Genomic DNA, 26,096 nt, shown 5'->3' on the forward strand with positions numbered 1-26,096 from the left:
TGCAGGCGTGTTCAACGCGACCTCGTAAGACTCCTTCTGAGTTGGCTGCAACGCTGGAGCATACGTTCGCCAGATTGCTCATTCATTTGAATGCGGCCATCGGCGAGAAGGGGATAGGTCTCGAGACGGACACGATAGGCTGCTTGCGAAGACAGCTGCACTGCAGCTTCGTCCGTACCGATGGCGGCTCCAGGCAGCGAATCCTCTCGAACAACGCCATTTACCTGAAGCTGTGCGCAGAGTCCGGCGTAGTAGGCGATGCGTTCATCAAGCGCCTGAGGGTGCCTTGTAGCATGACCTAGCGCATGGAATGTCTCGTGTGCGACCAGATCGACAAGGTTTGCAACTGTCCGTCCGCGGTCGTCATGTATCGAAGCCGCAAGTGCCAATGTCTTCCCACCCGAGAACGATCCCAAAGCACGCGACTGTATCGTCGCGGCGGTATCCGTTGGCGCGAGAAGAATCCGGTATCTGTTAGCCTTTGCTTCTATCCATGATTCGGAGAACTTCGCTGCTGCATCAATGCGCATGCAGGTATCGGCAACGTCAACCGGTGATCCTGCAGCCGTCAAGAGCAGGATTTCGTGCTGGGTGTTGGTGCAGTGAAACGATTCCAGAGCGGGCAGGTCCTTGCGCCCTGGAACAATGGAGAGAGACCGGAAGTAGCGGAATGGCCCGAGAGGCGTGGACACCAGCTCGGTATAGCCATCCGGAGGGATGCCTTGTGGCAATCCAATCGTTGTGGCGCAGCCTGCCAGGATGTAGGCGGCGAATGCGGCGAGTACGACTCCTTTCATCGCTTCTCCCAAAGGTGCGGGTGCTCAAGGTGCACCCGCATCTCCTGTTGTTTACTACATCTCCATGCACAAGTGCGGCGACGGGTGGTTGACGCAATCCCGTCCTTCGAACTCCAAGTAGTAGCTCGCCTTGGTAATGCCTTCCTGTTTGGCTTGCCCAGCGATAACCTGCGGACCATTTCCGTATGCCGAATGGAAGGGGAGTAGGTCGTAGCTCAAGGCATCGCCATTACCCACATTTGCGTATACCCAGGCATTCACCGCGTTAGGGTCCGCAACTCGGATCACAGTGCCTGTCCTGATCCATGAAAACGTCTGGGACGCGCTGATTACGCCGGTAGCGACGTTCTTTACCCGGAGTACCGCATTGCCCGTGGCAGGATACGGTATGGTTGATCCGGATGTATCCAGCTCAAACGTCGCGGCATCTGGGAGTGCGCTGAGCGAAGACAGCAGGGAGTTGTAAATGCCCTTCTTCCCACCGCCGTCCCCTTCCCAGATAACTTCCATGCCCGCCTTGCACTCTCCGCCACCCGCTTGTTTTCCGCTGCACTCGCCATAAGCCCGAACACTCTTCAGATTGCAACCTGTGAAAAGGAGTGCGCTTCCCAATGCGATAGTGGAGGCGGCCAATATGCTCTTGGAATTCATTCTCATGCTAGATCTCTCCTTGGTCTAGAAGGATGCGTGGTGCACCGTGGTTTCGAAGCCACGCGGAGCAGTTGACATGAGATCGACAGGGGTAGATGTGACTTCGGTCTTGGTATTGAGTATCCCTCGGCGTCGTCGAGTATCACCCTCGGTAATGAGTCGCGCGTGTGCGAGTGCAAGGAAACACTCCACAACGAAGTAGAATTCAGGCATTTGTGCAGATCTTCTCGCCAACTACCTCGTACCCACCTGCAACGCCACATACTCCGCCAGCCCCCGGCAGGCCAGCATCAGCCCTTCGCGCGTGCCGTCGCCGATGTCGTCCTTCTCTTCCCCGTCCACGCGCACGCGCTCGGTGGCGTGGTACAGCTCCAACAGCGACACCAAACCCACCGCGGCGCGGTCCCTGCGTGCGGCTGCCACGGCATGGCCGGGTGTGCTGGCCGGCCCTTGCCACGGCTGTCCGTCGGCGGCATCACCGGCGCGGATGCGCTGCAGGCAGCCGGTAAGATTGATCGGCGCGGGTGCCTCGTTCGCAGCGGCAAAAGCGGCTTCCAACGGCTGCGCCAGTTCGGGCGGCAGGCGCAGGGCGGCCTCGCCCAGGGTGGCGGTCAGGTACGGGTGGTGGGTTCTGGACATGCGGGCATCCTCGTCAGGAACAGAGGTGCCGCCACGGTAGGGTGGCGGGCGATGCGTGGCTTCCAAGACCGGGTCAACGAATCGGCGGGCACGAGGCCCCCACGCACCGCCCGCCGTCGATCGGCGAACGGATTGCCAGCCGGCGCCGCCCCTGAAAAGACGACGCCGACTGGCAAGCGTATACATCGTTGACAACACGGGCTTGGAAGTCCCGGCCACCTTTGCAGGTGGCGATTCATCATGCGCACGCGAAATCACTGCCTGCCAGTCGTTTGTTTCGATGGCATCGAGTGATCTGAAAGGAAAAATGAATTATTGCGTTTGGCCTGTTTCGAGCAGTGCAATGCCAGAAGCGACATATTGCGCAGTGCCGTCGCCATCGATGAATCCGTCCACACCTTCGCTGCCGCGCGGCCCATGATGGCCCGCGAAGTAAAGCTGGCTTAACTGTCCTGGCGGCGTTGCCAGAACACCCTACCAGATGTGAATCCCAACGCGTTCCGTCCGGATCTTGAGCGTCCTCATGGACAGCCAGCAAGGCCCTGCCGCACGCAACAACGTTCACATGCGGCGCCTGACACCGGTTTGCCGAGATTCCGCGGCAGCGTGTCTGATGCGGGGCAGGGCAGCGAGCAGTTACTGCTGGTTTACCGGGTCATTGCCCTTCTTGTAGGTGTACCCCGTGACATCCCAGCCACCGCCATGGCCCGATGAGGGTTCCACCCAGGTGAATTCCCATGTCTGCAGGGAGCCGTCGGGAAGCAGGTTTTCCACCCGGCAGATCTCACCGGGAATGCCCTGCTCCGGCAGCTTTCCGGGAATCGATCCGTCCGAGCGTGCGGACGCGCGCCCTACCGAGAACGCCCGCCGTTCCACCTGCACGTTGCCATAGCCCTGCGGGGCGAACGTTGGCTTTACACGCTGCGCCACCCAGTCGAGCACCTGGCGTGCGCCTTGCGTGTGCATTGCAAGCGCATCGGAGGTCACCGTATGCGTGATGCGCTGGGAAGACGCACGGGCATCTGGCGCAACCAGTCCGCCCAGGGCAATCGCCAATACCGCACATCCAGTGAGTGCATGTTTCATGCGCGTCGTTCTCCTTTGTTGGGGAATTGAAGAGGCACCGTTGGGGTGCCGGCGCAGCGTGGAGACAATGGCCGCCGTGGATAAGAGGCGATACCGACCTGGCTGTGAGGTCGGTCAAGAAAGGTCGGTTTCCTTACGGACCAGCGCTGGGATGTCTGACCAGGAACGCCAGCGTGGCCCCGGTGTTCTGGATCACCGCCTGCTGCACCGCCGCGAGTGGTGTCACACAGCTCTGGCTAGACTGTGCTTCTTTTTCCCCACCGCAGGAGGCACCCATGGCCCATCCCATTTCCGTATCCCTGATTGGCGTTCCCACTGATGTGGGTGCGGGCCATCGCGGTGCACGGCTGGGGCCGGAAGCACTGCGCGTGGCGGGCCTGCCGGAGGCGCTGGAGGCGCGCGGCGTGGACGTGCGCGACCTGGGCAACCTGGATGGCCCGCGCAACCCGTGGACCGCGCCGGTGGAAGGCTACCGCCATCTGGATGAAGTGGTGGCGTGGAACCACGCACTGATGGAAGCCAGCTACGCCGAACTGCAGGCCGGCCGAATGCCGATCATGCTCGGCGGCGACCACTGCCTGGGCATCGGTTCGATCACCGCTGTCGCGCGCTGGTGCCGCGAGCAGGGCAAGACCCTGCGCGTGCTGTGGCTGGATGCGCATTCGGACTTCAACACCAGCGATGTGACCCCGTCGGGCAACATCCACGGCATGCCGGTGGCGTGCCTGTGTGGCCTCGGCCCGGACGCGCTGACCCGCCTGGGCGGCACGTCGCCGGCGATCACCCCGGCGCAGATGCACCAGATCGGCATCCGCTCGGTGGACCCGGAAGAGAAGCGCCTGATCAAGACCCACAAGGTCGATGTGTACGACATGCGCTACATCGACGAGAACGGCATGAAGCGCGCGGTTGAAGCGGCGCTGGCCGGCATCGACGAGAACACCCACCTGCATGTCAGCTTCGATGTGGACTTCCTCGACCCGAGCATCGCGCCGGGCGTGGGCACCACCGTGCCGGGCGGGGTGAACTACCGCGAGGCGCAGCTGGTGATGGAGATGATTGCCGACACCGGGCGCATGGGTTCGCTGGATATCGTCGAGCTCAACCCCTTGCTGGACAAGCAGAATGCCACCGCCGAACTGGCCGTGGACCTGGTGGAAAGCCTGTTTGGCAAGTCCACGCTGATGCGCGACTGAGCGCCCCTGCTGAACGGAATCTCGAACCGTTCACACCCGCTCCACGCCCCTGCCGCCAGATTGCACTTCACGCGGCGGCAGTGGGCATTGGTGCCCTCCCGCCGAGCGAAAGAATCCCATCCGCGAATGAAGCGGTATAGCGGCGAACCCAAGGAGAAGCCCATGAAGCGCGTAGTTGCCCTGATGCTGTTGTCGATGTTCTCGGTGGCCCTGCTGGCCGGTTGCAACACCATTGCCGGCGCCGGCAAGGACGTGCAGAAGGCGGGCGAAAAGGTTGAAGACACCGCCAAGGGCCGTTGAGCCCCGCACGCAACTGAAAGAGAAAAGGCCGGGGACATCCCCGGCCTTTTTTTGTGCGTGCGTTTCGCTGCGTCTGTCGAAGCGGAGTGAACCATTCAAGCACGTGAGCATGTATTTCATTGCCGGTTGACCGGCACTCAACAGCCGCTGCGCGAAGCTGGAGCCACGGTAAGAACGCCGTTGCAACCAAGGACTCCCAGCAATGAACAAAGACATCATTTCCGGCAAGTGGTCGCAGCTGAAGGGCAAGGCCCAGGCCAAGTGGGGCGATCTGACCAACGACGACTTCGATGTGGCCGAAGGCAATGCCGAATACCTGGCCGGCCGCCTGCAGGAACGTTATGGCTGGGCCAAGGACCGCGCGGAGAAGGAAGTACGTGAGTTCCAGGACGCGGTGAGCAAGGACTACCCGGACTACAAGTAAGCGCTTCGGTTTCCCCCACAGCACGACGCCCGCACCGAGAGGTTGCGGGCGTTGTGTTGTCTGGGCGGGGTGATCAGCGCGCCGGCGGGTCCGGCACGTAGCGGTTCGGGAAGGCCTGCGGCTCGCGCGGCAGGCGCGAGGGCGAATCCACCAGGATGCCGCGCGCACGCAGGTTGCGGGCGCTGTCGTAACGCAGCTGCAGGACCTGTGCGGGGCTGCGGCTGGCGCGTTCAAAGTCGGTGTCGCGCACCGAGGACTGCTCGCGTGCGCCATGGCCGGTACCCAGCGCCGGCGCCTGCGACTTGCTGGCGTAGCCCTCGATGCGGCTGGCGCTGGCATCGGCCGCCGCTTCCGCCGCCGGTGCCGGGGCCGGCAGCGGCGGGCCACGGCGCAGGATCGGCTCGGGCCGCCAGCGGCGCGCTTCCTCGAACACGGCCACGCCCACCACACCGATGTTGTCCGGGCGGCCGGTGCGGCTGGCATAGCTGCCGCTGGGGCTGCTGAACACGAACTGCGCTACTTCGTCCTGGCTCTTGCGCCAGCCGGTGATGTCGGCGCGCTGGCCGGGATTGAGCACATAGCCGGTCTGCGAGGGATCGGCATCTTCGCCGGAGATGGCGTTGACGCCGTCCACCGACAGCACCACCAGCACCCGGCGCGGGCTGTCGTTGTACAGGCGCACGGCATAGCGGTGGCCGCGCTCGCCGGCCACCCAGCGCTGGCCTTCGGCCGGGTAGCTGCGCAGTTCGGTACCGCGGTCGCGGTCGACCAGGGCCATGCGCACGGGGCCGCCCTCGTACACCGGCGGCGGCATCGGAGCCGGGCGGAAGCCGGCCAGGGGCAGGATCAGCAGCAGGGGCAGCAGGCGTTTCATCGGGCGTCTCCAGCGGGGTTGCGTGAATGAACGCGCCGCAGGCCCTGACGGGGTTGGTGGCGTGCAAGGTAAACTGGCCCCGTTCATCGAAGGTTACCCCACGCAGTCATGACGACCCGAGTCCTTACCGGCATCACCCCCTCCGGCACGCCCCACCTGGGCAACTACGTTGGCGCCATCCGTCCGGCCATCGCGGCCAGCCGCGCGCCGGGGATCGAGAGCTTCTTCTTCCTGGCCGACCTGCACAGCCTGATCAAGTCGCAGGACCCGCAGCGCACCCAGCGCGCGACCCTGGAGATCGCGGCCAGCTGGCTGGCCTGCGGCCTGGACCCGGAACACGTGTGGTTCTACCGCCAGAGCGACATCCGCGAGACCACCGAGCTGATGTGGTTCCTGACCGCCATCGCCAGCAAGGGCATCCTCAACCGCGCGCATGCCTACAAGGCGGCGGTGGACAAGAACCGCGAGGAAGGCGTGGACGAGGATGCAGGCGTCAGCGCCGGCCTGTTCATGTACCCGGTGCTGATGGCCGCCGACATCCTGATCTTCAAGGCCAACCAGGTACCGGTCGGCCGTGACCAGATCCAGCACATCGAGATGGCGCGCGATTTCGCCCAGCGCTTCAACCACGTGTACGGCAAGGAGTACTTCCCCCTGCCGGACGTGGTGATCGACGAGCAGGTGGCGACGCTGGCGGGCCTGGATGGCCGCAAGATGAGCAAGAGCTACCACAACACCATTCCGCTGTTCGTGCCGCGCGAGGAGCTGAAGAAGCTGGTGTTCTCGATCCTGACCGACTCGCGCGCACCGGGCGAGCCGAAGGACACCGAAGGCTCGGCACTGTTCCAGATGTACCAGGCGTTCGCCACGCCGGAACAGACGGCGGAGTTCGCCAAGGCGTTCGCCGCTGGCATCAGCTGGGGCGATGCCAAGCAGCAGCTGTTCGAGCGCATCGACAGCGAGCTGTCGCCGCTGCGCGAGCGCTACAACGCGCTGATGGCCGAGCCGGAAAAGATTGAAGCGCTGCTCAAGCGCCGTGGCCAGCAGCTGCGCGAGCAGCTGGCGGCCCCGCTGCTGGACGAGCTGCGCCATGCGGTGGGCCTGCGTGACCTGTCCACTGCGGGCGACATCGCCAGCGAGGACGCCGGTGTGGCCCGCGTGGCACCGCCGCTGTTCAAGCAGTATCGCGAGAAGGACGGCCGTTTCTACTTCAAGCTGACCGCCGGTGACGGCACGCTGCTGATCCAGAGCGAAGGCTTCGATTCGCCGCGTGACGCCGGCCAGTTGATCGCGGTGATCAAGCAGGCCGAGCAGGGCGACCAGCTGCAGAGCGAGCTGTTCAAGCTGGAGGCCGAGGCGGACGTGGTGCTGGCCGCCCTGGCCGTGCTGCGCGCCGAGTAAAGGTAGTGCCGGCCGCTGGCCGGCATTTGCATAGGAAACGCCGGCCAGCGGCCGACACGACCGCGGCACAGCGCCCATGGCATGATGTCCGCGCGCCTCCGGCGCGATGACATGGAGTCTGCGATGGCCTGGTTGTCGCTGCTGCTGTTCCTGCCCTGGTTCCTGCTGCTGGGCAGCCTGTACTGGCTGTTCCCGCGCCAGCCGCGCACCGCGCGGCGGCGCCTGTTCGATGGCACCACCCTGCTACTGGCGTTTGCGCTGAGCATCGTGTCGATGCTGTGGGGCTACCGCATCGGCGTGGTGCAGCCCGGCGCCGGCCCGATCTGGCCGCAGGTGCTGGCGGTGCTGTATGCCTATGGCGCGTTCCTGGCGGTGCTGGTCCTGGCGTTGCTGCTGCGGCCGCGGTTCGCATTGCGCTCCGGCTGATCGGTAGTGCCGGCCGCTGGCCGGCACATGCTTTCTCCCGGCTATCCCGAGGTTGCCGGCCAGCGGCCGGCACTACCCGACCAAAGCCGCATCGAATCCGGGCCGCCTGCGCGCCTACCATGGGGGTCTGTTCCCGATCCTGCCAGGTGCGTGCCGATGACCGCCGACCCCAGCATCCACACCATCGATACCGGCTTCCAGCGTCCCGATTTCGACGCGGCCTATCTGATCGTTGAGAACGGCCGCGCGGCCTTCGTCGACTGCGGCACCGGGCTGTCGGTGCCGGCGATGCTGCAGGCGCTGGCAGACGCCGGCCTGGGCGTGGAAGCGGTGGACTGGCTGCTGCTCACCCACGTGCACCTGGACCACGCCGGCGGCGCAGGCCTGCTGATGCAGCAGCTGCCGAATGCGAAGGCGGTGCTGCACCCGCGCGGTGCGCCGCACATGATCGACCCGACCCGGCTGATCGCCGGTGCGACGGCGGTGTATGGCGCCGAAGAGATCACGCGTAGCTATGGCCGCATCGAACCGATTCCCGAACAGCGCGTAGTGGTGGCCGAAGACGGCCACCGCATCGATCTGGCCGGCCGCGAGCTGGTGCTGCTGCACACGCCGGGTCATGCGCTGCACCACTATTGCGTGTGGGATGCGCGCAGCGGCGCCTGGTTCACCGGCGATACGTTCGGCATCTCCTACCGCGAGCTGGACAGCGCGCAGGGCGCTTTCATCTTCCCGACCTCCTCGCCGGTGCAGTTCGACCCGGAGGCGATGAAGGCCTCGATCCGGCGGATGCTGGGCTACGCGCCGCAGGCGATGTACCTGACCCACTATGGGCGCGTGGAGCAGGTGGAAAAACTGGCAGGGGACCTGTTCGAGCAGATCGATGCGATGGCCGCCATCGGCCGCCAGTGCGATGGCCGTCCGGACCGCCACCGTTGTCTGTTGGCCGCACTGCAGGCGCTGTACCTGGAACGTGCACAGCTGCATGGTTGTGCGCTGGACGAGGCGGCAGTGACCGCCGTGCTGGCGATGGACATCGAGCTCAACGCACAGGGCCTGGCCTGCTGGCTGGACCGCATCAGCAGGTAGATCCACGCCATGCGCGGATGACGCAGGCCCAGGCCGCGCCGTGATGTCACGACCACGTTACACTCTGGTGACTTCCAAGCTAGCCGTGGTACTGCCGTGAATCCGATGCGCGTGTTGCTGCTGTCGTCCTGCCTGTTCGTCGGTGGCCTGGCCCATGCGGCCAACGACCTGCCGGGCGGCGGCATCGATCCGCAGGCACTGTCGCGCCATGTGCGCGTGCTGGCGTCGGATGAATTCGAGGGCCGCGCGCCGGCCACCGAGGGCGAAGAGCGCACGGTGCAGTACCTGATTGAGCAGTTCCGCAGCTATGGCCTGCAGCCGGGCGGCGTGGACGGCAGCTGGGTGCAGCCGGTGCCGCTGGTGCGCGCGCAGCTGGACGGCGCGGCCAAGGCCAGCCTGTCGCTGAAGCAGGGCAAGCGTGCGCTGGCCAATGGCGTGGACGTGACCCTGCAGAGCCTGCAGCCGCGCAAGCGCGTGCAGATCAAGGACGCGCCGCTGGTGTTCGTCGGCTACGGCATCGACGCGCCGGAACGCCACTGGAACGACTACAAGGACGTGGATCTGCACGGCAAGATCGCCGTGGTACTGATCAACGATGCCGATTTCGAAGCCGATGCACCGGGCGCGTTCGACGGCAAGGCGGTGACCTACTACGGCCGCTGGACCTACAAGTTCGAGGAAGCCGCACGCCGTGGCGCCGAAGGCGTGCTGATCGTGCACGAGACCGCGCCGGCCGCCTATGGCTGGGCCACGGTGAAGAGCTCGGGTACTTCGCCGCTGTTCGACATCGAGCGCGGCCAGGCCGAGGCGATGGCGCAGCACACGCCGCTGCGTGGCTGGATGCAGCGCGAGCTGGCCGAGGCGATCTTCGCCGACGCCGGCCTCGACTTCGATGCGGAAAAGCGCAAGGCGATGCGCGCCGACTTCCGCCCGGTGGCACTGGACAACGCGAAGCTGAGCGTGGACTTCGCACTGAAGCGCGAGCAGGTGGTGACCCGCAACGTGGTGGCCAAGCTGCCCGGTGGCGAGCATGGCGACGAGGCGGTGATCTTCTCCGCGCACTGGGATGCGTTCGGTATCGGCCAGCCCGACGCCAAGGGTGACCGCATCCGCCGCGGCGCGATCGACAACGCCACCGGCGTGGCCACGGTGCTGGAACTGGGCCGGGTGTTCGCCGCCGGTCCGCAGCCGCAGCGCACGCTGTACTTCGTGGCGCTGACCGCCGAAGAGAAGGGCCTGCTGGGTGCCAGCTACTACGCCGCGCACCCGCTGGCGCCGTTGGACAAGACCGCCGCGGTGCTGAACATCGAGATGTTCAGCCCGGATGGCCCGACCTGCGACATCGCGTCGTGGGGCAAGGGCCGGGTCTCGCTGGAAGGCGACCTGGAACGCGTGGCCAAGGCCCGTGGCCGCAGCTACAGCCCGGACCCGAACCTGGAAGCTGGCTTCTTCTACCGCGCCGACCATTTCGCCTTCGCCCGCCTGGGCGTGCCGGCGATCACCATCGGCCCGGGCCTGGACAAGCTGGACGGTGGGGTTGAAGCCGGCCGCGCGCTGCGCGAGAAGTACTTCGCTGACTGCTACCACCAGGCCTGCGATGCGTGGACGCCGAGCTGGGACCCGAGTGGCCACGCCGCCGACACCCTGCTGGTCTACGACCTGGGCGCCGAGCTGGCCAACAGCCGCCGTTGGCCGACGTGGGAAAAGGAATCGGAGTTCCGCGGCGCGCGTGACAAGAGCGAAGCGGCCCGTCGTTGAGGTCGTGCCGGCCGCTGGCCGGCAACGCCCAGCTCTTTCCGAAGGTTCATGAGGTTGCCGGCCAGCGGCCGGCACTACCGAAAGAAGGTGGAGTTGCCGGCCAGCGGCCGGCACTACCGTCGCTGGCGCAGCAGCTTCCAGGCGCCCCAGCCACTGGCGGCGAGCGCTGCCAGATAGCACGCCACCATCGTACGCAGTCCAACCGGCGGCCCCGCATTGATGCCGCGATGCAGGCGCAGATGCAGCGAGCTGTGGCCGCTGCCCAGGTCCACCGCCAGTTGCAGCACCAGCGCGGCGCAGAACACCAGCAGGGCAACCCCGAACCCGATGCGCGGCCACGCGGCCTGCGCGCTGGGGCGGCGCAGCAGCCAGGCCAGTGCCGTGGCTGCGGCCAGCGTCGCCGCGATCCACATCAATGGCGTGGCGGGGGACGCTGCGGCCACCGGCAGTGCACCGGTGGCCGCGATCATGGCAACGCGCTTACTTGCGGGTGCCGTCGAGCCAGTTCGGGCCCTTGTTGGTGAGGAAGAACACATAGACCACCAACGATACCGCGATCGTCGCGGTCACGTAGATGGCGAACCAGTCGACGTGGCCGGTCTTCAGCGCGCCCTGGTACAGCAGCGGGGCGGTGCCGCCGAACAGCGAGTTGGCCAGCGCATAGCCCAGGCCCACGCCCAGTGCACGCACGTGGGTGGGGAACAGCTCGGCCTTCACCACCGCGTTGATGGAGGTGTAACCGGTGAGGATGACGAACGCCATGGCCAGGGTCAGGAAGGCCAGGGTGGCGTCATGCTGGTGCGGCAGTTGGGTGATCAGGTACCAGCTGTACAGCACGCCGCCGACGCCGAAGAACACCAGCAGGGTCTTGCGGCCGATGATGTCCGACAGCCAGCCACCGACCGGCTGCAGCACCATCAGGAAGGCCAGCACGCCCAGGTTGATCAGGGTGCCGGTCATCGGGTCGTTGCCGGCGAAGGCGCTCTGGATCATCTTCGGGCCGTTCACCGAGTAGGTGTAGAAGGCCACGGTGCCGCCCGCGGTGATCAGGAAGCACAGCAGCAGCGGCCGCCACTGGTGCACGAACAGTTCGTACATCGAGCCGGACTTCTGTGCCTTGCCTTCGCGCGCGGCCTCGATCGACGACTCCGACAGCGATTCGTCCATGCCCCGGCGCAGCCAGAACACCACCACCGCGGCGATGCCGCCGATGCCGAAGGCGATGCGCCAGCCCCACTCGGAGATTTCCGGCTTGCCCCAGAAGGTCAGCATCAGCAGCAGGGTCAGCTGGGCCAGCACATGGCCGCCGACCAGGGTGACGTAGTGGAAGGACGACAGGAAGCCGCGGCGGCCGGGAATGGCGGCTTCGGACATGTAGGTCGCGCTGGCACCATATTCGCCACCGGTGGCGAAGCCCTGCAGCAGGCGTGCGAACAGCAGGATGACGGCGGCCCAGATGCCGATGCTGGCGGCGGTGGGGGTGATGGCGATCAGGAACGAACACAGCGCCATCAGCGTGACCGACACGGTCAGTGCCAGGCGGCGGCCATGGCGGTCGGCGAAGCGGCCGAAGAACCAGGCGCCGATCGGGCGCATCAGGAAGGTCGCCGCGAAGATCGCCCACACGTACATCGTGGAGTTCTTGTCGTCGGGCGAGAAGAACTGCGATTCGAAGTACACGGCGAACACCGAGTACACGTAGACGTCATACCACTCCACCAGGTTGCCGGCGGAGCCTTTGAGGGTGTTGGAGATCGACCGGCGCAGGGCGGCGCGGTCGTTCGCGGGTACGGCGGGTTGGGACGTGGTGCTCATCTGGGTGGGAATCCTCGATGCGGCGCGTCCGTGCGCAGGGAAAACGGCGCCCGGCCTTGGGGCGGCGCGGCCGGGCAGCCCTCTTGGTACTGCATCGACCGTCAACACGGGGTAGCAGACCAGAGCAGGGTGCATGGATGGATGACAGCGTGCCACCGTCTGGGGTCCCGGACCATACTCAAAACGTCCTAGAATCCGCCTTCCCCCGGCTCCCTGGTGTGTCATGTCGGCTCCCCCCTCTTCGTCTGCGGCTGCCCCCCGGGGTGGCCTTGTCGCGCTGGCACTGCTGCTGGTCTACGTGGTCTGGGGTTCGACCTACCTGGGCATCGCCAAGGCCCTGCACGGCGGCGCACTGCCGCTGACGATGGTCTCCGGCAGCCGCTTCATCATTGCCGGCGGCCTGATGTTCCTTGCGCTGCGCCTGTTCTGGAAGCTGCCGAACCCAACCCTGCGGCAATGGCGCAACCTGGTCATCATGGGCGTGACCATGCTGGTGCTGGGCAACGGCATGGTGGTGCTGGCCGAGCGCGAGGTGTCTTCGGGGCTGGCCGCTACGGCGGTGGCCTCGGTGCCGCTGTGGATGGCGCTGTTCTCGGCACTGCGCGGGCAGCATGCCAGCCGCGGTGAGTGGCTGGGCATCGCCATCGGCTTCCTGGGCGTGGTCTGGCTCAACGCCGGCAGCAGCCTGACCGCCTCGCCGACCGGGCTGGTGCTGCTGCTGATCGCGCCGATCGGCTGGGCGTTCGGTTCGGTGTGGGCACGCGGGCTGGACCTGCCGGGCCCGTTCATGACCGCGGCCGGGCAGATGATCTGCGGCGGCGTGCTGCTGGTGCTGATCGGCCTGGCGCTCGGCGAGCGCCCGACCACGCTGCCGGACACCGGCGGCCTGCTGGCGATGGCCTACCTGTGCGTGTTCGGCTCCATCGTCGCGTTCACCGCCTACGTGTGGCTGCTGCAGAACGTGCGCCCGGCGCTGGCCGGCAGCTATGCGTACGTCAATCCGGTGATCGCGGTGCTGCTGGGCGCACTGCTCAACGGTGAACGCTTCGGCTGGCGCGACCTGCTGGCGATGGCGGTGATTCTTCTGGGTGTGGTGGTGCTGACGATGGCAAGGACGAGAAAGAAATGAGCATGGACGAGAAAGAACAACGCCGGGGCCTGCTGGTCACCGCGTCCACCTTCGTGATCTGGGGCCTGGTGCCGGTGTACTGGCATCTGCTCAACGAGGTGCCTTCGTTCCAGATCATCGCCCACCGCATCATCTGGAGCACCGTGCTGGTGCTGGGCTGGCTGCTGATCAGCTCGCGCCTGGGCTGGTGGCAGAAGATCGCCGCGCAGCCGCGCGCGCTGCCGATCCTGCTGGTGTCGAGCCTGACCATCGCCTTCAACTGGGGCCTGTACATCTGGGCGGTCAACGCCGGCCATGTCATCGAGACCAGCCTGGGCTACTTCATCAACCCGCTGGTGAACGTGCTGCTGGGCGTGCTGGTGCTGAAGGAACGCCTGCGCCGGCTGCAATGGGTGGCGGTGGCGATGGCGGCGGTGGGCGTGGCCTGGCTGACCATCGACGCCGGCACACCGCCATGGATCGCGCTGGGCCTGGCCTGCTCGTTCGGCCTGTATGGCCTGCTGCGCAAGCTGGTTTCGGTCGACCCGGTGGCCGGCCTGGGCGTGGAAAGCATGTACCTGTTCCTGCCGGCGCTGGCCTTCGCGATCTGGGCCGAGAACGGCCATGGCGGTGCGTTCTTCCATGGCTGGGGCTGGCGCAATGACCTGCTGCTGATCTTCGGCGGCGCAGTGACCGCAGTGCCGCTGATCGGCTTCGCCTACGGCGTGAAGCGCATTCCGCTGTCGCTGGTCGGAATCCTGCAGTACATCGCGCCGAGCCTGCAGCTGCTGCTGGGCGTGTTCTTCTTCCACGAAGCGTTCGATACCGCCAAGGCGATCGGCTTTGCCGCGATCTGGGCCGGCCTGGTGCTGTTCGTCGGCGACAACATCCGCACGATGCGCGCCGCGAGGCGCTGACCGGGAGGGGGTCGCATGGAATGGGGTCAGGGCCCTTCGCGGGGCGAAGGGATCCGACCCCGCTTCCCGAAAAAAGAACGGCGCCCCGAGGGGCGCCGTTCTGCTTCCATCCACGGCCAGGAGAGAGGGATGGCCGTGGCGGGAACGCGGTTGCAGGCTTAGAAGCGCTGCTGGTACTTCATGTACATGAAGCGGCCGATGTCGAAGCCACCGTAGTAGGTGAAGCTGCTGTTCGGCTGGCTGTACATGATCGGACCCTGGTGGTTGAACACGTTGTTCACGCCCAGCGACACGGTGCCATCCCACGGCAGGCTGTAACGCACCTGCAGGTCGTGGAAGGTGTTGGAGCCCACCTTGTTGGTCGGCGATGCGCTGGTGTACGACGAGTTGAAGCCCGGCATGTTGCACTCGTCCATGTACGAGCACTTCTCCTTCATGCTGGAGTAGTAGCGCGCGGTCCAGCCGATGCCGAGGTCGCCGTACTGCCAATCCAGGTTGAAGGTGGAGCGCACGCGGAAGTCACCCGCCCAACCGGTACGCTGTTCCACCGGGGTGGTGGCGGCGCTGTCGTTGCGCTGCTCCAGGTAGTCGGTGTAGGTGGTGTTCCAGTTGACGGCGAACTTGCCGAACGCGGTGTCCGGCAGGCGGTAGCGCACGTTGATGTCATAGCCGGCGGTTTCGCGGTAGCCCGCATTGACCAGCGAGCGGTCCAGCGCGTTGACCTGGCCGTTGCTGCCACGGGTGAAGCGGCCGCAGGCGGCATCCGAACCCTGCACGTAGCACTGTTCCAGGATGTTGGTGGCCGACTCACCGACGATGGCGTTGTCGATGCGGATCTTCCACCAGTCCAGGCTGACGTCCAGGCCCTGCACGAAGTCCGGGCTGTAGACCAGGCCCACGGTCCAGGTCTTGGCGGTTTCCGGCTTCAGGTTCGGGTTGGAACCCGAGCTGAAATCGGTGGTGGCCTGCTGGCCGGGCTTGGTGGCCACGCTGCCATCGCTGTTGAGCTGGCGGAAGTTGGCCGGCACCTTCAGCGCCTGGCAACGGGCAGCAACGGTCGGGCTGGTGGCGGCGGTACCGAAGGAGGTATCGCACGGGTCGGTGAACGAGTCGCGGCTGCTGACGGTGCCGCCGTACAGGTCATCCACGGTCGGCGCACGGAAGCCGGTGCCGTAGGTGGCGCGCACCAGCAGGCTGTCGATCGGCTTCCACTTCAGGCCGAACTTGCTGTTGGTGGTCGAACCGAAGTTGTTGTAGTCCGAGTAGCGACCGGCCACGTCCAGCGACAGTTCGCGGGCGAACGGCAGGTCGGCCAGCAGCGGCACCTGCAGTTCCAGGTAGACCTCGTTGAGCGAGTAGTTGCCGCGGGTCGGCTGGCCGCCGGTGCCGGCGATCTCGCCCTTCTGCACCATCATGTCCGGCGTGTAGCTGGCTTCCTCGCTGCGGTGCTCGAAGCCCATCGCGGCCAGGATGTCGCCGGCCGGCAGGGTGAACAGCGAGCCGGAGATGTTGCCGCTGGCGACCTTGGTGGTGCTCTGCATCTTGTCGACGAAGCGGGTGAACAGGTAGTCCTGCACATCCTGGTTGCTCAGCGAGCCCGGGCCGGTGTAACCCATCGGGGCGGCCGGGTTCCACGGCACGCAGCCGGCGATCACCGCGCCCGGCGCACCGCAACGAGCCACGTTGCCGTCCATGAAGGACGGGCCGACGGCCAGATTGACGTGCGGCTGGTACATGCTGCCGGTACCGATGCGCTCGCCTTCGTTGCGGTTGTACATGTAGTTGACGTTCCAGTCCCAGTACCGCGAACCGGTTTCGAAGCTGCCTTCCAGGCCGATGCTGGCGCGCTTGGTTTCCAGGTTGTTCTCGGTGCCCCGCGGCAGTTCTTCGGTGCGGTGCGCGAACAGCGCATCCTGGCCCCACAGGTTGAACGCGCTGTCCTTGGACAGGGCGGCACGGCTGCCATTGCGGGCCTGTGCGGCGCTGACCGAGTACGGGTAGCCGGCCAGGTGCTTGGTCGACTCGCGCTTGCTGTACAGCGCGTCGGCGACGATGCGCAGGTTGTCGGTGATCGAGAAGCCACCGTTGGCGAACACCGAGGTGCGCTCCAGGCCGGTCAGCAGGCTCATGTTCGACTTGGTGTTGGCACCATCGGCCGGATCCGGCGCATGGAAGTTGCCGGCCTTGCTCGGGTCGCCGCCCGGGCCCACGGTCAGGTTCTTGCCACCGACGGTGACGTAGCCCCACGGGGTGTTGCCGTTGAGGCCATCGTTGGGGTGGCGCGGGCCATTGGTGTAACGGCTGAACTCGCGGTCCTTGCCCAGCACCTCGTCTTCCTTGGTGCGCTCGGCGCCCACGCTGAACCAGCCACGCTCGAAGGTCTTGCCGAAGGTCGCGCTGTAGGCGCGCTTCTGGCCGTCACCCTGGCCGTACTGGCCGACATAGACGCTGGCTTCGCCACCATCGAAATTCTTGCGGGTGATGATGTTGACCACACCGGCGATGGCATCGGAGCCGTACAGCGCGGAGGCGCCGTCGGTCAGCACTTCCACGCGCTCGACGATGGACGACGGGATCGAGGCCAGGTCGGAGTAACCGCCGGCGCTGACACCCATGCGACGGCCGTCGATCAGCACCAGGCTGCGTTCCGGACCCAGGTTGCGCAGGCTGACGTACATGCCGCCGAAATCGCGCGAAGAGGTCAGCGAAGACGCGCGGCTCATGCTCGGCGCACCGGCGGCAGGAATGTCCTGCAGGATGTCGGCGACGTTGACGTAGCCCTTCTTCTCGATCTCGGCGCGGTTGAGCGCGACCACCGGCTGTGCGGTTTCGACACTGGCCTGGCGGATGCGGGAGCCGGTGATTTCGATGCGGTCGAGGTTGGTCGGAGTATCGCCGGCGCTCTGTGCGAAGGCGGGGGTGGTGCAGCTGGCGGCCAGCGCGATGACGATCGCGTTGCGCAGCGGATTGGTTTTCAGGGACATCCGTGAAATCTCGTGTTTCAGTAAAAACAAGCGCCCGTTCTATGGGCGCGTGGGGTGCTGCAAACCAACGTGGGGGGCGCGATTCTAGAATGTTTCCATTCGTAACTGTTTGTCTCCGCGCTGTGCGATGTGCGCGAAAATGAATCGCAACCAACAATCCACAGATGCGCTGTGCGCAGCGTCACGTGCGCTGCGTTTGCGATGGGCAGAGGCATCGATAGCGGCGGAATTCCTGCAATCTGTAGCAGCGCATGTACGCATGCATCCATCCACGCATGGCGTGGATCTACTGCACCGGGATCTGACCCCGCCAACGAAAAAGGGACGGAGCTTTCGCTCCGTCCCCCTGCGTGATGCGCAGTCTGTCGCTGCGTGATGCTCAGGTTTCGCGCAGCGCTGTGGTGATCGGCAAACGTGCCGCGCGCAGCGCCGGGAACAGGCCGCCGACCAGGCCGATGCCCAATGCCCATTTCAAGCCGGTCCACAGCAGTTCCGGCGATACGTGGAACTTGAACACCACCGCGCTGAAATTGCTGCCGATGGTGGACACGCTGTAGCCATTGAACAGCAGCCACGCCACTGCGCAACCGAGCAGGCCGCCGAGCAGGGCCAGCAGCATCGTCTCCAGCATCACCGCCGTCACCACCGGCAGGCCGCGGAAGCCGATCGCACGCATGGTGGCGATCTCACGCGCACGCGTGGCCACCGCTGCATACATGGTGTTGAGGGCGCCGAACACCGCACCCACCGCCATGATCGTGCCGATCACCTTGCCGAGGATGTCGATCAGCTTGGTGAGGCCGCCGCCCTGCTTGCTGTAGTACACGCGGGTGGTTTCCACGTCCAGTTTCAGGCGCGGGTCGGCAGCGACGGCCGTCTTGAACTGCTCGAAGCCGGCCTTGCCATCGGTGCGCACGCTGATCGACTGCCAGGCACTGCGCTGGTAGGTGGTGGCCAGCGTATCGGCGTCGGTCCACAGTTCCGAATCATGCGCGTCGCCGGTGGCGAACACTCCCACCACGGTCCAGGTCTGGTTGCCCAGGGTCAGCGTCTTGCCGACCTCCATATCGCGGAACTGGCCCTTGGCGCCCTGGCCGACCACGATCTCGCGCAGGCCGGTGGCGAACTTGCGGCCCTCGACGATCTTGACCTTGTCATGCACCGCCCACGCCTGCGGGCCCACGCCGCGGAACTGCGCATTGACGTCGGTGCCATCGGACTTCGACACCAGGTTGACCACCTGCGACAGCTCCGGCGAGAGCAGCGGCCGGCCTTGCGCATCGCGGCTGATGCCGGGCAGGGTGGACAGCATCGGTACCTGCTCGCGGGTGATCACCGAGTTGGTCTCGGCCTGCGAGCCACCGCGCAGCACGATGGCAGTGGTGTCATCGCCGGTGTTGTTGAGCGTGGCCTGGAAGCCTTCGCCCATCGCCAGCATCGCCACCAGCACGCCGACCACGCCGGCGATGCCGACCACGATCACCGAGGAGGCGCCCCAGCGCTGCGGGAGGCTGGCCACGCCGATGCGGGTGGCGGCCAGCGCCAGTCGCCCACCGCGGGTCAGCAGCAGCCACAGTGCCACCAGCACGGCCACGGCCAGCACGCCGATCCACGGCAGGCTGATCCACAGCACCAGGCCGATCACCAGCAGCAGCACCGTCACGCCGTTGCCCAGCCACTTCTTGAGTTTGCTCTTGAACATGTCTGTGTTCTCCTCAGCGGCCGGCCAGTGCGTCGACGATCTTCAGGCGCTTGGCACGCAGCGCCGGCAACAGGCCGACGATGATGCCGATCACCACGATCAGGCCCAGCCCCATCAGCCAGGTCGGCGTCGGCACGTGCGGCGGCAGCATGCCCATGCTCTTCGGGCCGATGGCCGGCAGGATCAGGGCGGCCAGGCCCATGCCGATCAGGCCACCCAGGCCGATCAGCAGCACCGACTCCACCATCACCAGGGTCAGCACGGTGCTGTCCTTGAAGCCCAGCGTCTTCAACGTGGCCAGCTCCGGCACGCGCTCGCGCACGGCCTGCGCCATGGTGTTGCCGGTCAACAGCAGCAGGGTGAAGAACACCGCGCCCATGATCGAGGTGACGATCATGCCGATATCCGCGAACTGCTTGACGAAGGCCTGCTGGAACGCCGACTCGGTCTGGGTCTTGGTTTCGTGGTCCGAGTTGGCCGAAATCGCGTCGATCGCCTGCGCCACCCGCGAGGAGTGGTCCGGGTTGTCCAGCGTCACCGTGTACCAGCTCACCTGGTTCTTGATGTAGTCGTTGGATTCATCGAAGTACTTCCAGTTCATCATCAATTGGCGTTCTTCGTTGGCGGCCAATGCACGGTCCTTGGAGCGGTAGATGCCCTTGAGCACCAGCGGCCAGTCGTTGCTGCCGCCACGCGGGAAGATCGTTGCCTGCAGCGGGATGGTGTCGCCGATCTTCCAGCCGAACTGCTTGGCCAGGGTTTCGCCGACGATGGCGCCGGTGCGGGTCTGCTTCCAGTCTTCCAGCTGTGCCGGGTCGATCTGCAGCTCGCGGTAGACATCGAAGTAGTTGGGTGACACCGAGAAGTTCGGGAAGAAGTTCTTCGGGTCCTGGTAGATGCCGCCGAACCACATGCCATAGGCCACGTCGCGCACGCCGGCCACCTGCCGCACCTGGGCTTCCAGGCGGATCGGCAGCGACTGGGTGATCGACAGCCGCGAAGCCACGACCAGCCGGTTGGCACCTTCCACGCTGCCGCCGGAGGTGAATGCCACGCGCACCGAATCGAGCATGCCGAACAGCAGGAACGCCGCGACCACGGAGAGCAGGGTCAACAACGTGCGGGTTCGGCTGCGGAATAGCTGCGCCCACACCAACGAGAAGTATTTCATCGCCGTGGCCTCCGTCAGTGGGCCAGCGGCGCGTCGGCCAGCTCGCCCTTGTCCAGGTGCACCGTGTGCGTGGCGTACTCGGCGGCCTTCGGGTCATGGGTGACCATGATGATGGTCTTGCCGTGCTCGCGGTTGAGCTGCTGCAGCAGGCCGAGGATCTCTTCGGCGGACTGGCGGTCGAGGTCGCCGGTGGGTTCGTCGCAGATCAGGAAGGTCGGGTCGGAGACGATCGCCCGCGCGATCGCCACGCGCTGCTGCTGGCCGCCGGACAGTTCATTCGGGCGGTGGCTGCGGCGGTCGGCCAGGCCGACCAGGGTCAGCGCGATCTCCGCGTTGCGGCGGCGCTGCGCGGCATTGAGGTGGGTCAGCAGCAGCGGCAGCTCCACGTTCTTCTGTGCGGTCAGCATCGGCATCAGGTTGTAGAACTGGAACACGAAGCCGACGTGGTGGCTGCGCCAGGTCGACAGCTGGCCGCCGCTCATCTGGTCGATGCGCTCGCCTTCGATGCTAATCTCGCCGCCGCTGGGGTTGTCCAGGCCACCGATCAGGTTGAGCAGGGTGGTCTTGCCCGAGCCGGACGGGCCCATCAGCGCGACGAAGTCGCCGCTGGCGATGTCCAGGTCGATGCCGTGCAGCACCTGCACTTTCTCGGGGCCACGCTGGTAGGTCTTGGTGATGTTGCGCAGTGAAACCAGGGTCGACATGGGTGGTTCTCCACGGAAGGCGGGAAACGGGGAAGCGCCACGGCGGGGGCCGCAGGCGTGCGTCGAGCGGTGCTGCCGGCGGCGCCCGTGGGCGCCAGGCCGTTACTGCGCTTGTTTCTGTTGCACCTTGGCGCCATCGCGCAGCGTATCCGGCGGGTTCACCACCACCGATTCACCTGCGCTCACGCCCTTGAGGATCTGGCGGTCCTTGCCCATCGCCTGGCCGGCCTCGACCGAGCGCTGCTGCACGCGGCTCTCGTCACCCAGCACGAAGGCCACCGAGGCGCCCTCGCGCTGCACCACGGCGCCCGCCGGCACGCGCACGCCCTGCGGCTTGGCGGCCGCCTGCGGCTGCGCCTGCTCCAGGAAGCTGACGCGCACGCCCATCTCCGGCACGATGCGCGGGTCTTTCACCTTCAGCGCCACGCGCACCTTCACCGTGGCCTTGCCGCGGTCGGCGGTGGGGATGATGGCGATCACCTCGCCGGGAATCTTCCATTCCGGGTAGGCGTTGAGCGTGGCTTCCACCGGCATCTTCGGCTGCACGCGGCCGATGAAAGCCTCGCCGACCTCGACTTCGATCTCCAGCGAGTCCATGTCGACGATGGTGCCGATGCCGGTACGGGTGAAGCCGCCACCGGCCGACAGCGGCGAAACGATTTCGCCCGGTTGCGCCGCCTTGGCGGTGACCACGCCGGAGAACGGTGCGCGCACGATGTTGTTGTCCACGCCGAGGTCGGCGATGGACAGCTGGTCGTGTGCCACCTTGACGTTGCGCTGCGCGGTATCCAGCTGCGCGCGCAGGCTGTCACGCTGGGCCACGGCTTGGTCGTACTGCGAGCGCGACACCAGCTGCTGGCCGACCAGCGCCTGCAGGCGGCTGGCTTCGGCGGCGGCCTGCTTCTGCTGGGCCTCCAGCCCGGCGACCTGGCTGCGTGCAGCCTGCAGCTGCGAGGCGTACAGGCTGCGCTGCGCGTCCGCATCGATCGGGTCCAGCGTGGCCATCACCTGGCCGGCCTCGACCCGCATGCCTTCCTCGATCATCACTTCACGCACCTTGCCGGTGATCTTGGCCGACACCGTGGCCATGCGACGGGCCACCACATAGCCGCTGGCGTCGAGCACCGAGCTGCTGGCGCTGCCCTGCTGGATGGCCACGGCGGGGGCGGTTTCCACCTCCACGGCCGGTGCGCGACCGAACAGGAAGGCCACGGCCGCGGCGATCAGCAGCACGACCACGATGATCGCGATCCACAACCAGCGGCGGCCACCACCATTGCCTCCGGAGGCCGGCGGGGGCGACTTGCGGTCGATACGGAGTTCCTTCAACAGCTCGGCAGAAGCGTTCATTCGTTCCATCACAGGCGTTCGGGCGGGTGTGGCCGGAAGAGCGGACGGCGGCGGTTCCGGCGGTGGAGCGTGCGGCACAGCATGAAGGCAGGCACAGCGATGACGGCAGTGACAGCTGTCACCCGATGACACTGACGGCGGCAACTGCGAAACGTGACCACGGCGGCACAGGATGGCAACGTCCCCGCTACCGGTACCGCCCATGGATCCGATCGCCCCGTCGCTGGCCCGCCTGCAGCAGGTCCAGGTGCGCTACCGCGACCATACCGCCCTGCAGGGCATCGACCTGCAGGTCCGCGCTGGCCAGGTGCTGGCATTGCTGGGCCGCAACGGTGCCGGCAAGAGTACCGCGATCAGCGTGCTGTTGGGCCTGCGTCGCGCCGATGCCGGCCAGGTCGAGCTGCTCGGCGGTGACCCGCAGCAGCGCGCCAGCCGTATCGGCCTGGGCGTGATGCTGCAGAGCACCAGCCTGCCACCGATGCTGCAGGTGGACGAACTGGTGGCGCAGGCCAGCGCCTGCTACCCCGACCCGATGCCGCTGCAGGAGGTGCTGCAGCGCGCTGGCCTGCAGGCACTGGCGCGCCGTCGCTACGGCCAGCTGTCCGGGGGGCAGCAGCGCGCGGTGCAGTTCGCCATCGCGCTGTGCGGCCGCCCGCGCGTGCTGTTCCTGGACGAGCCCACCACCGGCCTGGACATCCAGGCGCGGCAGGCGATGTGGCAGGCGATCCGGCAGCTGGTGGCCGAAGGCTGCGGCGTGCTGCTGACCACCCACTATCTGGAAGAAGCTGAAGCGCTGGCACAGCAGGTGGTGGTGCTGGAGCAGGGCCGGGTATTGGCCGATGCCCCGCTGAGCGAGCTGCGCCTGGCCGATCGGCCGCGTCGGATTCGTTGCCGCAGCGGGTTGCCCATTGAGGACGTGCAGCAGTGGCCGGGCGTGCAGGAGGTGCAGCGCGACGGCGAACACCTGCAGCTGCTGGCGAGCCCGGCCGAGCCGGTGGTGGCCCGCCTGCTGGCCGCCGATGCGCAGCTGCGCGAACTGGAAGTACAGGGCGCGGCGCTGGCCGACGCCTTCCTCGACATGACCCGGGAGGCCGCATGAACACCCTGATCCGCTCCGCCGGGCAACCGCTGCCTGTGTGGCGGCAGGTACTGCGCCCCTACCGTGCCGAACTGGTGTCCGAACTGCGCCGCGCCTGGCGCACGCCAGCGTTCGCGGTGCCCTCGCTGCTGTTTCCGGTGTTGTTCTACCTGCTGTTCGGCGTGCTGCTGGGGCGCGGTCACGCACCGCTGTACCTGCTGGCCACCTACTGCGTGTTCGGTGCGATGGCCCCGGCCCTGTTCGGCTTCGGCGTGCAGCTGGCGCTGGACCGCGAAGGCGGCCTGCTGACCCTCAAGCGCGCGCTGCCGATGCCAACGGCGGCACCGCTGCTGGCGCGGCTGGCCATGGCGATGATGTTCGCGCTACTGGTGGCGTCGTTGTTGATCGGCGTGGCGCGCGTGTTCGGTGGCGTCCAGCTGCACGCGCTGCAGGTGCTGCAGCTGCTGGCGGTGGCCGGACTGGCGGCGCTGCCGCTGGGGGCGATCGGCCTGCTGATCGGCAGCCATGTCAGTGCCAGTGCGGCGCCAGCGATGGTCAACCTGGTCTACCTGCCGCTGGCCCTGCTGTCGGGCCTGTGGCTGCCGCTGTCGGCGTTGCCCACGGTGTTCTCGACGATGGCACCGCTGTGGCCGACCTGGCATCTGGCACAGCTGGCGTTGCCGGTGGTCGGGCTGCCATCCATCGGCAGTCTCGCCGGCCACCTGCTGGTGCTGCTGGCGGTCACGGTGGTGGCGCTGCTGTTGGCACGGCGCCGCCTGCGCCGGATCGGCTGAACTGGCATGATCGGCAGCGATCGTCCCCGCCTGGATCCTCCCATGCCGCCGAGCTGGCTTGCCTCCCTGCTGCGCCCCGCGCCGGATTCGGCGGTGGCCGAGCTGCTGCGACGTGGCAAATCGCCCTGGAGCAGTGCGATCCACCTGCTGTGGTCGGTATGGATCTTCCTCACCCCGGTGCTGGGGAACGGCTTCACCCTGCGCTGGCTGTTGCTGACCCTGGTCAGCTATCCGCTGTTCCTGCTGTTCTACGCCAAGGTGATGCTGGCGCCACGGCACCATGCATGGCGCTATGCGCTGGGCATGATCGTGATGGCCCTGGTACTGCTGCCGTGGTATCCCTCGGGACTGAGCTATTTCGTGTTCGGCTGCGTGATGATCCGCATGAGCAGCCGCGGCGGCTGGTGGCAGTACCTGCTGCAGCTCACCGGGCTGAACCTTCTGTTCTGCGGCACCGCGCTGTACTTCGGTTATCCGTGGCAGGCCATGGTGTGGATGCCGGCGGTCTCGTTCATCGTCGGGCTGGTGGTGAACGTGGAGGCCCTGAGCCAGCAGCGCGACGTCGCACTGCAGCTGTCCCAGGATGAGGTACGGCGGCTGGCGACCACCGCCGAGCGCGAGCGTATCGGCCGCGACCTGCACGACCTGCTGGGCCATACCCTGTCGCTGATCACGTTGAAGCTGGAACTGGCGCGCAAGCTGCACGACCGCGGTGATGCGCGCGCCCGGCAGGAGATCGGCGAGGCCGAGGACATCGCCCGCGAAGCGCTGGCACAGGTGCGCAGTGCGGTGACCGGCATCCGCGCCAGCGACCTGGCGGGCGAGCTGGCATCGGCACGCCTGCTGCTGGAATGCCAGCAGGTACATCTGCAGTACACGACGCCACCTGCCATGCCGGTGGACGTGGAACGTGGCCTGGCGCTGGTGCTGCGTGAGGCGGCAACCAACATCGTGCGCCATGCGCAGGCGACCCGGGTACAGGTGGATTTCATGCTTGAGGAACGACAGTTGGCGATGCAGATACGCGATGACGGCCGTGGCGGCGTGCAGGCCGAGGGCAATGGACTGTGCGGCATGCGTGAGCGGGCCGCAGCACTGGGTGGCCAGCTGACGCTGCAGTCGCCGCGCGGGGCGGGCACCGTGCTGACGGTGCGCGTGCCGTTGATGGCCGCGACCACGCCGCTGTCGTCCACGTCGTTGGCGCAGGACGGTGCCGCATGATCCGCATCCTGCTGGCCGAAGACCAGGCCATGGTGCGCGGCGCACTGTCGGCGCTGCTGGGCCTGGAGCCGGATATCGAGGTGCTGGGCAGCGCCGCTGATGGCGAAACCGCGTGGCGGATGCTGCAGCAGCTGCAACCGGACATCCTGGTCACCGACATCGAGATGCCCGGCTTGTCCGGTCTGGAACTGGCGCAGCGCATCGCCCGCCAGGAACTGCCGATCAAGGTGGTGATCGTGACCACCTTCGCCCGTGCCGGCTTCCTGCGCCGCGCGCTGGAGGCGGGCGTGCTGGGCTACCTGCTGAAGGATGCACCGGCCGAGAACCTGGCCGACGCCCTGCGCAAGGTGAAACAGGGCATCCGCGCGATCGACCCGCAACTGGCACTGGATGCGTGGTCGCAGGCCGACCCGCTGACCGACCGTGAGCGCCGCGTGCTGCGGCTTGCGGGCGAGGGCCGCACCGCCAGCGAGATCGCGGAGCAGCTGGGGCTGTCGCACGGCACGGTGCGCAATTACCTGTCCGAGTGCATCGGCAAGCTGGGCGTGGCCAATCGCATCGAGGCGTACCGGTTGGCGCGGCAGAAGGGGTGGTTGTAGCGGATCATTTCC

General features: G+C 66.6%; 25 protein-coding genes. 13 read left to right on the forward strand and 12 right to left on the reverse strand.

Annotation, left to right across the window (positions count from 1 at the left end):
• Positions 1-11: 11 nt before the first annotated feature.
• From ACUZUJ_RS01360 to ACUZUJ_RS01375, 4 genes are all read right to left on the reverse strand, one after another.
• Positions 12-797 carry a hypothetical protein gene (locus tag ACUZUJ_RS01360; protein ID WP_152682166.1) on the reverse strand — a complete coding sequence of 262 codons (786 nt, stop codon included), beginning with the start codon at positions 795-797 and terminating at the stop codon, positions 12-14.
• 54 nt (positions 798-851) lie between these two features.
• Positions 852-1,454 (reverse strand): hypothetical protein, encoded by a 603-nt coding sequence (locus ACUZUJ_RS01365; protein WP_147416459.1) that lies wholly within the window; start codon positions 1,452-1,454, stop codon positions 852-854.
• 228 nt (positions 1,455-1,682) lie between these two features.
• Complete coding sequence (locus ACUZUJ_RS01370; RefSeq protein WP_458220219.1) at positions 1,683-2,087, reverse strand: hypothetical protein; 405 nt, start codon at positions 2,085-2,087, stop codon at positions 1,683-1,685.
• A 636-nt stretch (positions 2,088-2,723) separates the two neighbouring features.
• The gene (locus ACUZUJ_RS01375; RefSeq protein ID WP_235434967.1) at positions 2,724-3,143 is read right to left on the reverse strand and encodes a hypothetical protein; all 420 of its coding nucleotides are present in this window, start codon (positions 3,141-3,143) and stop codon (positions 2,724-2,726) included.
• A gap of 305 nt (positions 3,144-3,448) precedes the next feature.
• Between ACUZUJ_RS01375 and rocF the strand changes: the two genes are divergently transcribed.
• The 3 genes from rocF (at position 3,449) to ACUZUJ_RS01390 (ending at position 5,093) form a co-directional block, all read left to right on the forward strand.
• A complete protein-coding gene (gene rocF / locus ACUZUJ_RS01380) occupies positions 3,449-4,369 on the forward strand; it encodes an arginase (protein ID WP_004153767.1) in 921 nt (306 codons plus the stop codon).
• Between the two features lie 162 nt (positions 4,370-4,531).
• Complete coding sequence (locus tag ACUZUJ_RS01385) at positions 4,532-4,669, forward strand: entericidin A/B family lipoprotein (RefSeq protein WP_008266021.1); 138 nt, start codon at positions 4,532-4,534, stop codon at positions 4,667-4,669.
• A gap of 202 nt (positions 4,670-4,871) precedes the next feature.
• Positions 4,872-5,093 (forward strand): CsbD family protein, encoded by a 222-nt coding sequence (locus ACUZUJ_RS01390; RefSeq protein WP_004153772.1) that lies wholly within the window; start codon positions 4,872-4,874, stop codon positions 5,091-5,093.
• A 73-nt stretch (positions 5,094-5,166) separates the two neighbouring features.
• Here ACUZUJ_RS01390 and ACUZUJ_RS01395 read toward each other — a convergent pair whose 3' ends face one another.
• The gene (locus ACUZUJ_RS01395; RefSeq protein ID WP_049447202.1) at positions 5,167-5,967 is read right to left on the reverse strand and encodes a hypothetical protein; all 801 of its coding nucleotides are present in this window, start codon (positions 5,965-5,967) and stop codon (positions 5,167-5,169) included.
• Positions 5,968-6,075: 108 nt separating this feature from the next.
• Here ACUZUJ_RS01395 and ACUZUJ_RS01400 point away from each other — a divergent pair, with 108 nt between their 5' ends.
• The 4 genes from ACUZUJ_RS01400 (at position 6,076) to ACUZUJ_RS01415 (ending at position 10,641) form a co-directional block, all read left to right on the forward strand.
• Positions 6,076-7,368 carry a tryptophan--tRNA ligase gene (locus ACUZUJ_RS01400; protein ID WP_049447200.1) on the forward strand — a complete coding sequence of 431 codons (1,293 nt, stop codon included), beginning with the start codon at positions 6,076-6,078 and terminating at the stop codon, positions 7,366-7,368.
• Between the two features lie 123 nt (positions 7,369-7,491).
• Positions 7,492-7,794: a hypothetical protein gene (locus ACUZUJ_RS01405; RefSeq protein ID WP_101764767.1), complete on the forward strand. Its 303-nt coding sequence runs from the start codon at positions 7,492-7,494 to the stop codon at positions 7,792-7,794.
• Positions 7,795-7,950: 156 nt separating this feature from the next.
• Entirely contained in the window at positions 7,951-8,883 is a 933-nt protein-coding gene (locus tag ACUZUJ_RS01410) for an MBL fold metallo-hydrolase (RefSeq protein ID WP_049444549.1), read from the forward strand.
• 105 nt (positions 8,884-8,988) lie between these two features.
• Positions 8,989-10,641 (forward strand): M28 family metallopeptidase, encoded by a 1,653-nt coding sequence (locus ACUZUJ_RS01415; RefSeq protein WP_049444551.1) that lies wholly within the window; start codon positions 8,989-8,991, stop codon positions 10,639-10,641.
• Positions 10,642-10,754: 113 nt separating this feature from the next.
• Here the strand turns inward: ACUZUJ_RS01415 and ACUZUJ_RS01420 are convergent, their stop codons facing one another.
• Complete coding sequence (locus ACUZUJ_RS01420; RefSeq protein ID WP_235434893.1) at positions 10,755-11,111, reverse strand: hypothetical protein; 357 nt, start codon at positions 11,109-11,111, stop codon at positions 10,755-10,757.
• 10 nt (positions 11,112-11,121) lie between these two features.
• Positions 11,122-12,456: an MFS transporter gene (locus ACUZUJ_RS01425; protein ID WP_010486964.1), complete on the reverse strand. Its 1,335-nt coding sequence runs from the start codon at positions 12,454-12,456 to the stop codon at positions 11,122-11,124.
• A 223-nt stretch (positions 12,457-12,679) separates the two neighbouring features.
• On the opposite strand from ACUZUJ_RS01425, the gene yedA reads away from it, so the two are divergent.
• Positions 12,680-13,585, forward strand: coding sequence for a drug/metabolite exporter YedA (gene yedA, locus ACUZUJ_RS01430; protein ID WP_049444553.1), 906 nt, complete (start codon positions 12,680-12,682; stop codon positions 13,583-13,585).
• Positions 13,582-14,481 carry an EamA family transporter RarD gene (gene rarD / locus ACUZUJ_RS01435; protein WP_014035667.1) on the forward strand — a complete coding sequence of 300 codons (900 nt, stop codon included), beginning with the start codon at positions 13,582-13,584 and terminating at the stop codon, positions 14,479-14,481. Before yedA ends, rarD begins: the two co-directional genes overlap by 4 nt.
• A 158-nt stretch (positions 14,482-14,639) precedes the next feature.
• Here the strand turns inward: rarD and ACUZUJ_RS01440 are convergent, their stop codons facing one another.
• From ACUZUJ_RS01440 to ACUZUJ_RS01460, 5 genes are all read right to left on the reverse strand, one after another.
• On the reverse strand, positions 14,640-17,465 hold the full coding sequence (locus ACUZUJ_RS01440) for a TonB-dependent receptor (protein WP_049444555.1): 2,826 nt from the start codon (positions 17,463-17,465) through the stop codon (positions 14,640-14,642).
• 379 nt (positions 17,466-17,844) lie between these two features.
• A complete protein-coding gene (locus ACUZUJ_RS01445) occupies positions 17,845-19,167 on the reverse strand; it encodes an ABC transporter permease (RefSeq protein ID WP_049444557.1) in 1,323 nt (440 codons plus the stop codon).
• 13 nt (positions 19,168-19,180) lie between these two features.
• Positions 19,181-20,338 (reverse strand): ABC transporter permease, encoded by a 1,158-nt coding sequence (locus ACUZUJ_RS01450; RefSeq protein ID WP_014035671.1) that lies wholly within the window; start codon positions 20,336-20,338, stop codon positions 19,181-19,183.
• 14 nt (positions 20,339-20,352) lie between these two features.
• Positions 20,353-21,042: an ABC transporter ATP-binding protein gene (locus ACUZUJ_RS01455; RefSeq protein WP_004137569.1), complete on the reverse strand. Its 690-nt coding sequence runs from the start codon at positions 21,040-21,042 to the stop codon at positions 20,353-20,355.
• Positions 21,043-21,144: 102 nt separating this feature from the next.
• Positions 21,145-22,392 (reverse strand): efflux RND transporter periplasmic adaptor subunit, encoded by a 1,248-nt coding sequence (locus ACUZUJ_RS01460; RefSeq protein WP_049444560.1) that lies wholly within the window; start codon positions 22,390-22,392, stop codon positions 21,145-21,147.
• A 202-nt stretch (positions 22,393-22,594) separates the two neighbouring features.
• On the opposite strand from ACUZUJ_RS01460, the gene ACUZUJ_RS01465 reads away from it, so the two are divergent.
• The 4 genes from ACUZUJ_RS01465 to ACUZUJ_RS01480 are packed head-to-tail and all read left to right on the forward strand — an operon-like array spanning position 22,595 to position 26,084.
• Positions 22,595-23,491: an ABC transporter ATP-binding protein gene (locus tag ACUZUJ_RS01465; RefSeq protein ID WP_049444561.1), complete on the forward strand. Its 897-nt coding sequence runs from the start codon at positions 22,595-22,597 to the stop codon at positions 23,489-23,491.
• A complete protein-coding gene (locus ACUZUJ_RS01470; RefSeq protein ID WP_101764772.1) occupies positions 23,488-24,264 on the forward strand; it encodes an ABC transporter permease in 777 nt (258 codons plus the stop codon). The genes ACUZUJ_RS01465 and ACUZUJ_RS01470 overlap by 4 nt, the downstream gene beginning before the upstream one ends.
• A gap of 6 nt (positions 24,265-24,270) precedes the next feature.
• The gene (locus ACUZUJ_RS01475; protein ID WP_049444565.1) at positions 24,271-25,485 is read left to right on the forward strand and encodes a sensor histidine kinase; all 1,215 of its coding nucleotides are present in this window, start codon (positions 24,271-24,273) and stop codon (positions 25,483-25,485) included.
• Complete coding sequence (locus tag ACUZUJ_RS01480; RefSeq protein ID WP_014035676.1) at positions 25,482-26,084, forward strand: response regulator transcription factor; 603 nt, start codon at positions 25,482-25,484, stop codon at positions 26,082-26,084. The genes ACUZUJ_RS01475 and ACUZUJ_RS01480 overlap by 4 nt, the downstream gene beginning before the upstream one ends.
• Positions 26,085-26,096 lie beyond the last annotated feature (12 nt).

This window comes from Stenotrophomonas sp. S4, from assembly GCF_054187805.2.

Bases quoted from the DNA above. Each gene is read 5' to 3' on its own strand.
- ACUZUJ_RS01360 (WP_152682166.1), bottom strand. From the start codon at position 797: ATGAAAGGAGTCGTACTCGCCGCATTCGCCGCCTACATCCTGGCAGGC.
- ACUZUJ_RS01365 (WP_147416459.1), bottom strand. From the start codon at position 1,454: ATGAGAATGAATTCCAAGAGCATATTGGCCGCCTCCACTATCGCATTG.
- ACUZUJ_RS01370 (WP_458220219.1), bottom strand. From the start codon at position 2,087: ATGTCCAGAACCCACCACCCGTACCTGACCGCCACCCTGGGCGAGGCC.
- rocF (WP_004153767.1), top strand. From the start codon at position 3,449: ATGGCCCATCCCATTTCCGTATCCCTGATTGGCGTTCCCACTGATGTG.
- ACUZUJ_RS01385 (WP_008266021.1), top strand. From the start codon at position 4,532: ATGAAGCGCGTAGTTGCCCTGATGCTGTTGTCGATGTTCTCGGTGGCC.
- ACUZUJ_RS01390 (WP_004153772.1), top strand. From the start codon at position 4,872: ATGAACAAAGACATCATTTCCGGCAAGTGGTCGCAGCTGAAGGGCAAG.
- ACUZUJ_RS01395 (WP_049447202.1), bottom strand. From the start codon at position 5,967: ATGAAACGCCTGCTGCCCCTGCTGCTGATCCTGCCCCTGGCCGGCTTC.
- ACUZUJ_RS01400 (WP_049447200.1), top strand. From the start codon at position 6,076: ATGACGACCCGAGTCCTTACCGGCATCACCCCCTCCGGCACGCCCCAC.
- ACUZUJ_RS01405 (WP_101764767.1), top strand. From the start codon at position 7,492: ATGGCCTGGTTGTCGCTGCTGCTGTTCCTGCCCTGGTTCCTGCTGCTG.
- ACUZUJ_RS01410 (WP_049444549.1), top strand. From the start codon at position 7,951: ATGACCGCCGACCCCAGCATCCACACCATCGATACCGGCTTCCAGCGT.
- ACUZUJ_RS01415 (WP_049444551.1), top strand. From the start codon at position 8,989: ATGCGCGTGTTGCTGCTGTCGTCCTGCCTGTTCGTCGGTGGCCTGGCC.
- ACUZUJ_RS01420 (WP_235434893.1), bottom strand. From the start codon at position 11,111: ATGATCGCGGCCACCGGTGCACTGCCGGTGGCCGCAGCGTCCCCCGCC.
- ACUZUJ_RS01425 (WP_010486964.1), bottom strand. From the start codon at position 12,456: ATGAGCACCACGTCCCAACCCGCCGTACCCGCGAACGACCGCGCCGCC.
- yedA (WP_049444553.1), top strand. From the start codon at position 12,680: ATGTCGGCTCCCCCCTCTTCGTCTGCGGCTGCCCCCCGGGGTGGCCTT.
- rarD (WP_014035667.1), top strand. From the start codon at position 13,582: ATGAGCATGGACGAGAAAGAACAACGCCGGGGCCTGCTGGTCACCGCG.
- ACUZUJ_RS01440 (WP_049444555.1), bottom strand. From the start codon at position 17,465: ATGTCCCTGAAAACCAATCCGCTGCGCAACGCGATCGTCATCGCGCTG.
- ACUZUJ_RS01445 (WP_049444557.1), bottom strand. From the start codon at position 19,167: ATGTTCAAGAGCAAACTCAAGAAGTGGCTGGGCAACGGCGTGACGGTG.
- ACUZUJ_RS01450 (WP_014035671.1), bottom strand. From the start codon at position 20,338: ATGAAATACTTCTCGTTGGTGTGGGCGCAGCTATTCCGCAGCCGAACC.
- ACUZUJ_RS01455 (WP_004137569.1), bottom strand. From the start codon at position 21,042: ATGTCGACCCTGGTTTCACTGCGCAACATCACCAAGACCTACCAGCGT.
- ACUZUJ_RS01460 (WP_049444560.1), bottom strand. From the start codon at position 22,392: ATGAACGCTTCTGCCGAGCTGTTGAAGGAACTCCGTATCGACCGCAAG.
- ACUZUJ_RS01465 (WP_049444561.1), top strand. From the start codon at position 22,595: ATGGATCCGATCGCCCCGTCGCTGGCCCGCCTGCAGCAGGTCCAGGTG.
- ACUZUJ_RS01470 (WP_101764772.1), top strand. From the start codon at position 23,488: ATGAACACCCTGATCCGCTCCGCCGGGCAACCGCTGCCTGTGTGGCGG.
- ACUZUJ_RS01475 (WP_049444565.1), top strand. From the start codon at position 24,271: ATGATCGGCAGCGATCGTCCCCGCCTGGATCCTCCCATGCCGCCGAGC.
- ACUZUJ_RS01480 (WP_014035676.1), top strand. From the start codon at position 25,482: ATGATCCGCATCCTGCTGGCCGAAGACCAGGCCATGGTGCGCGGCGCA.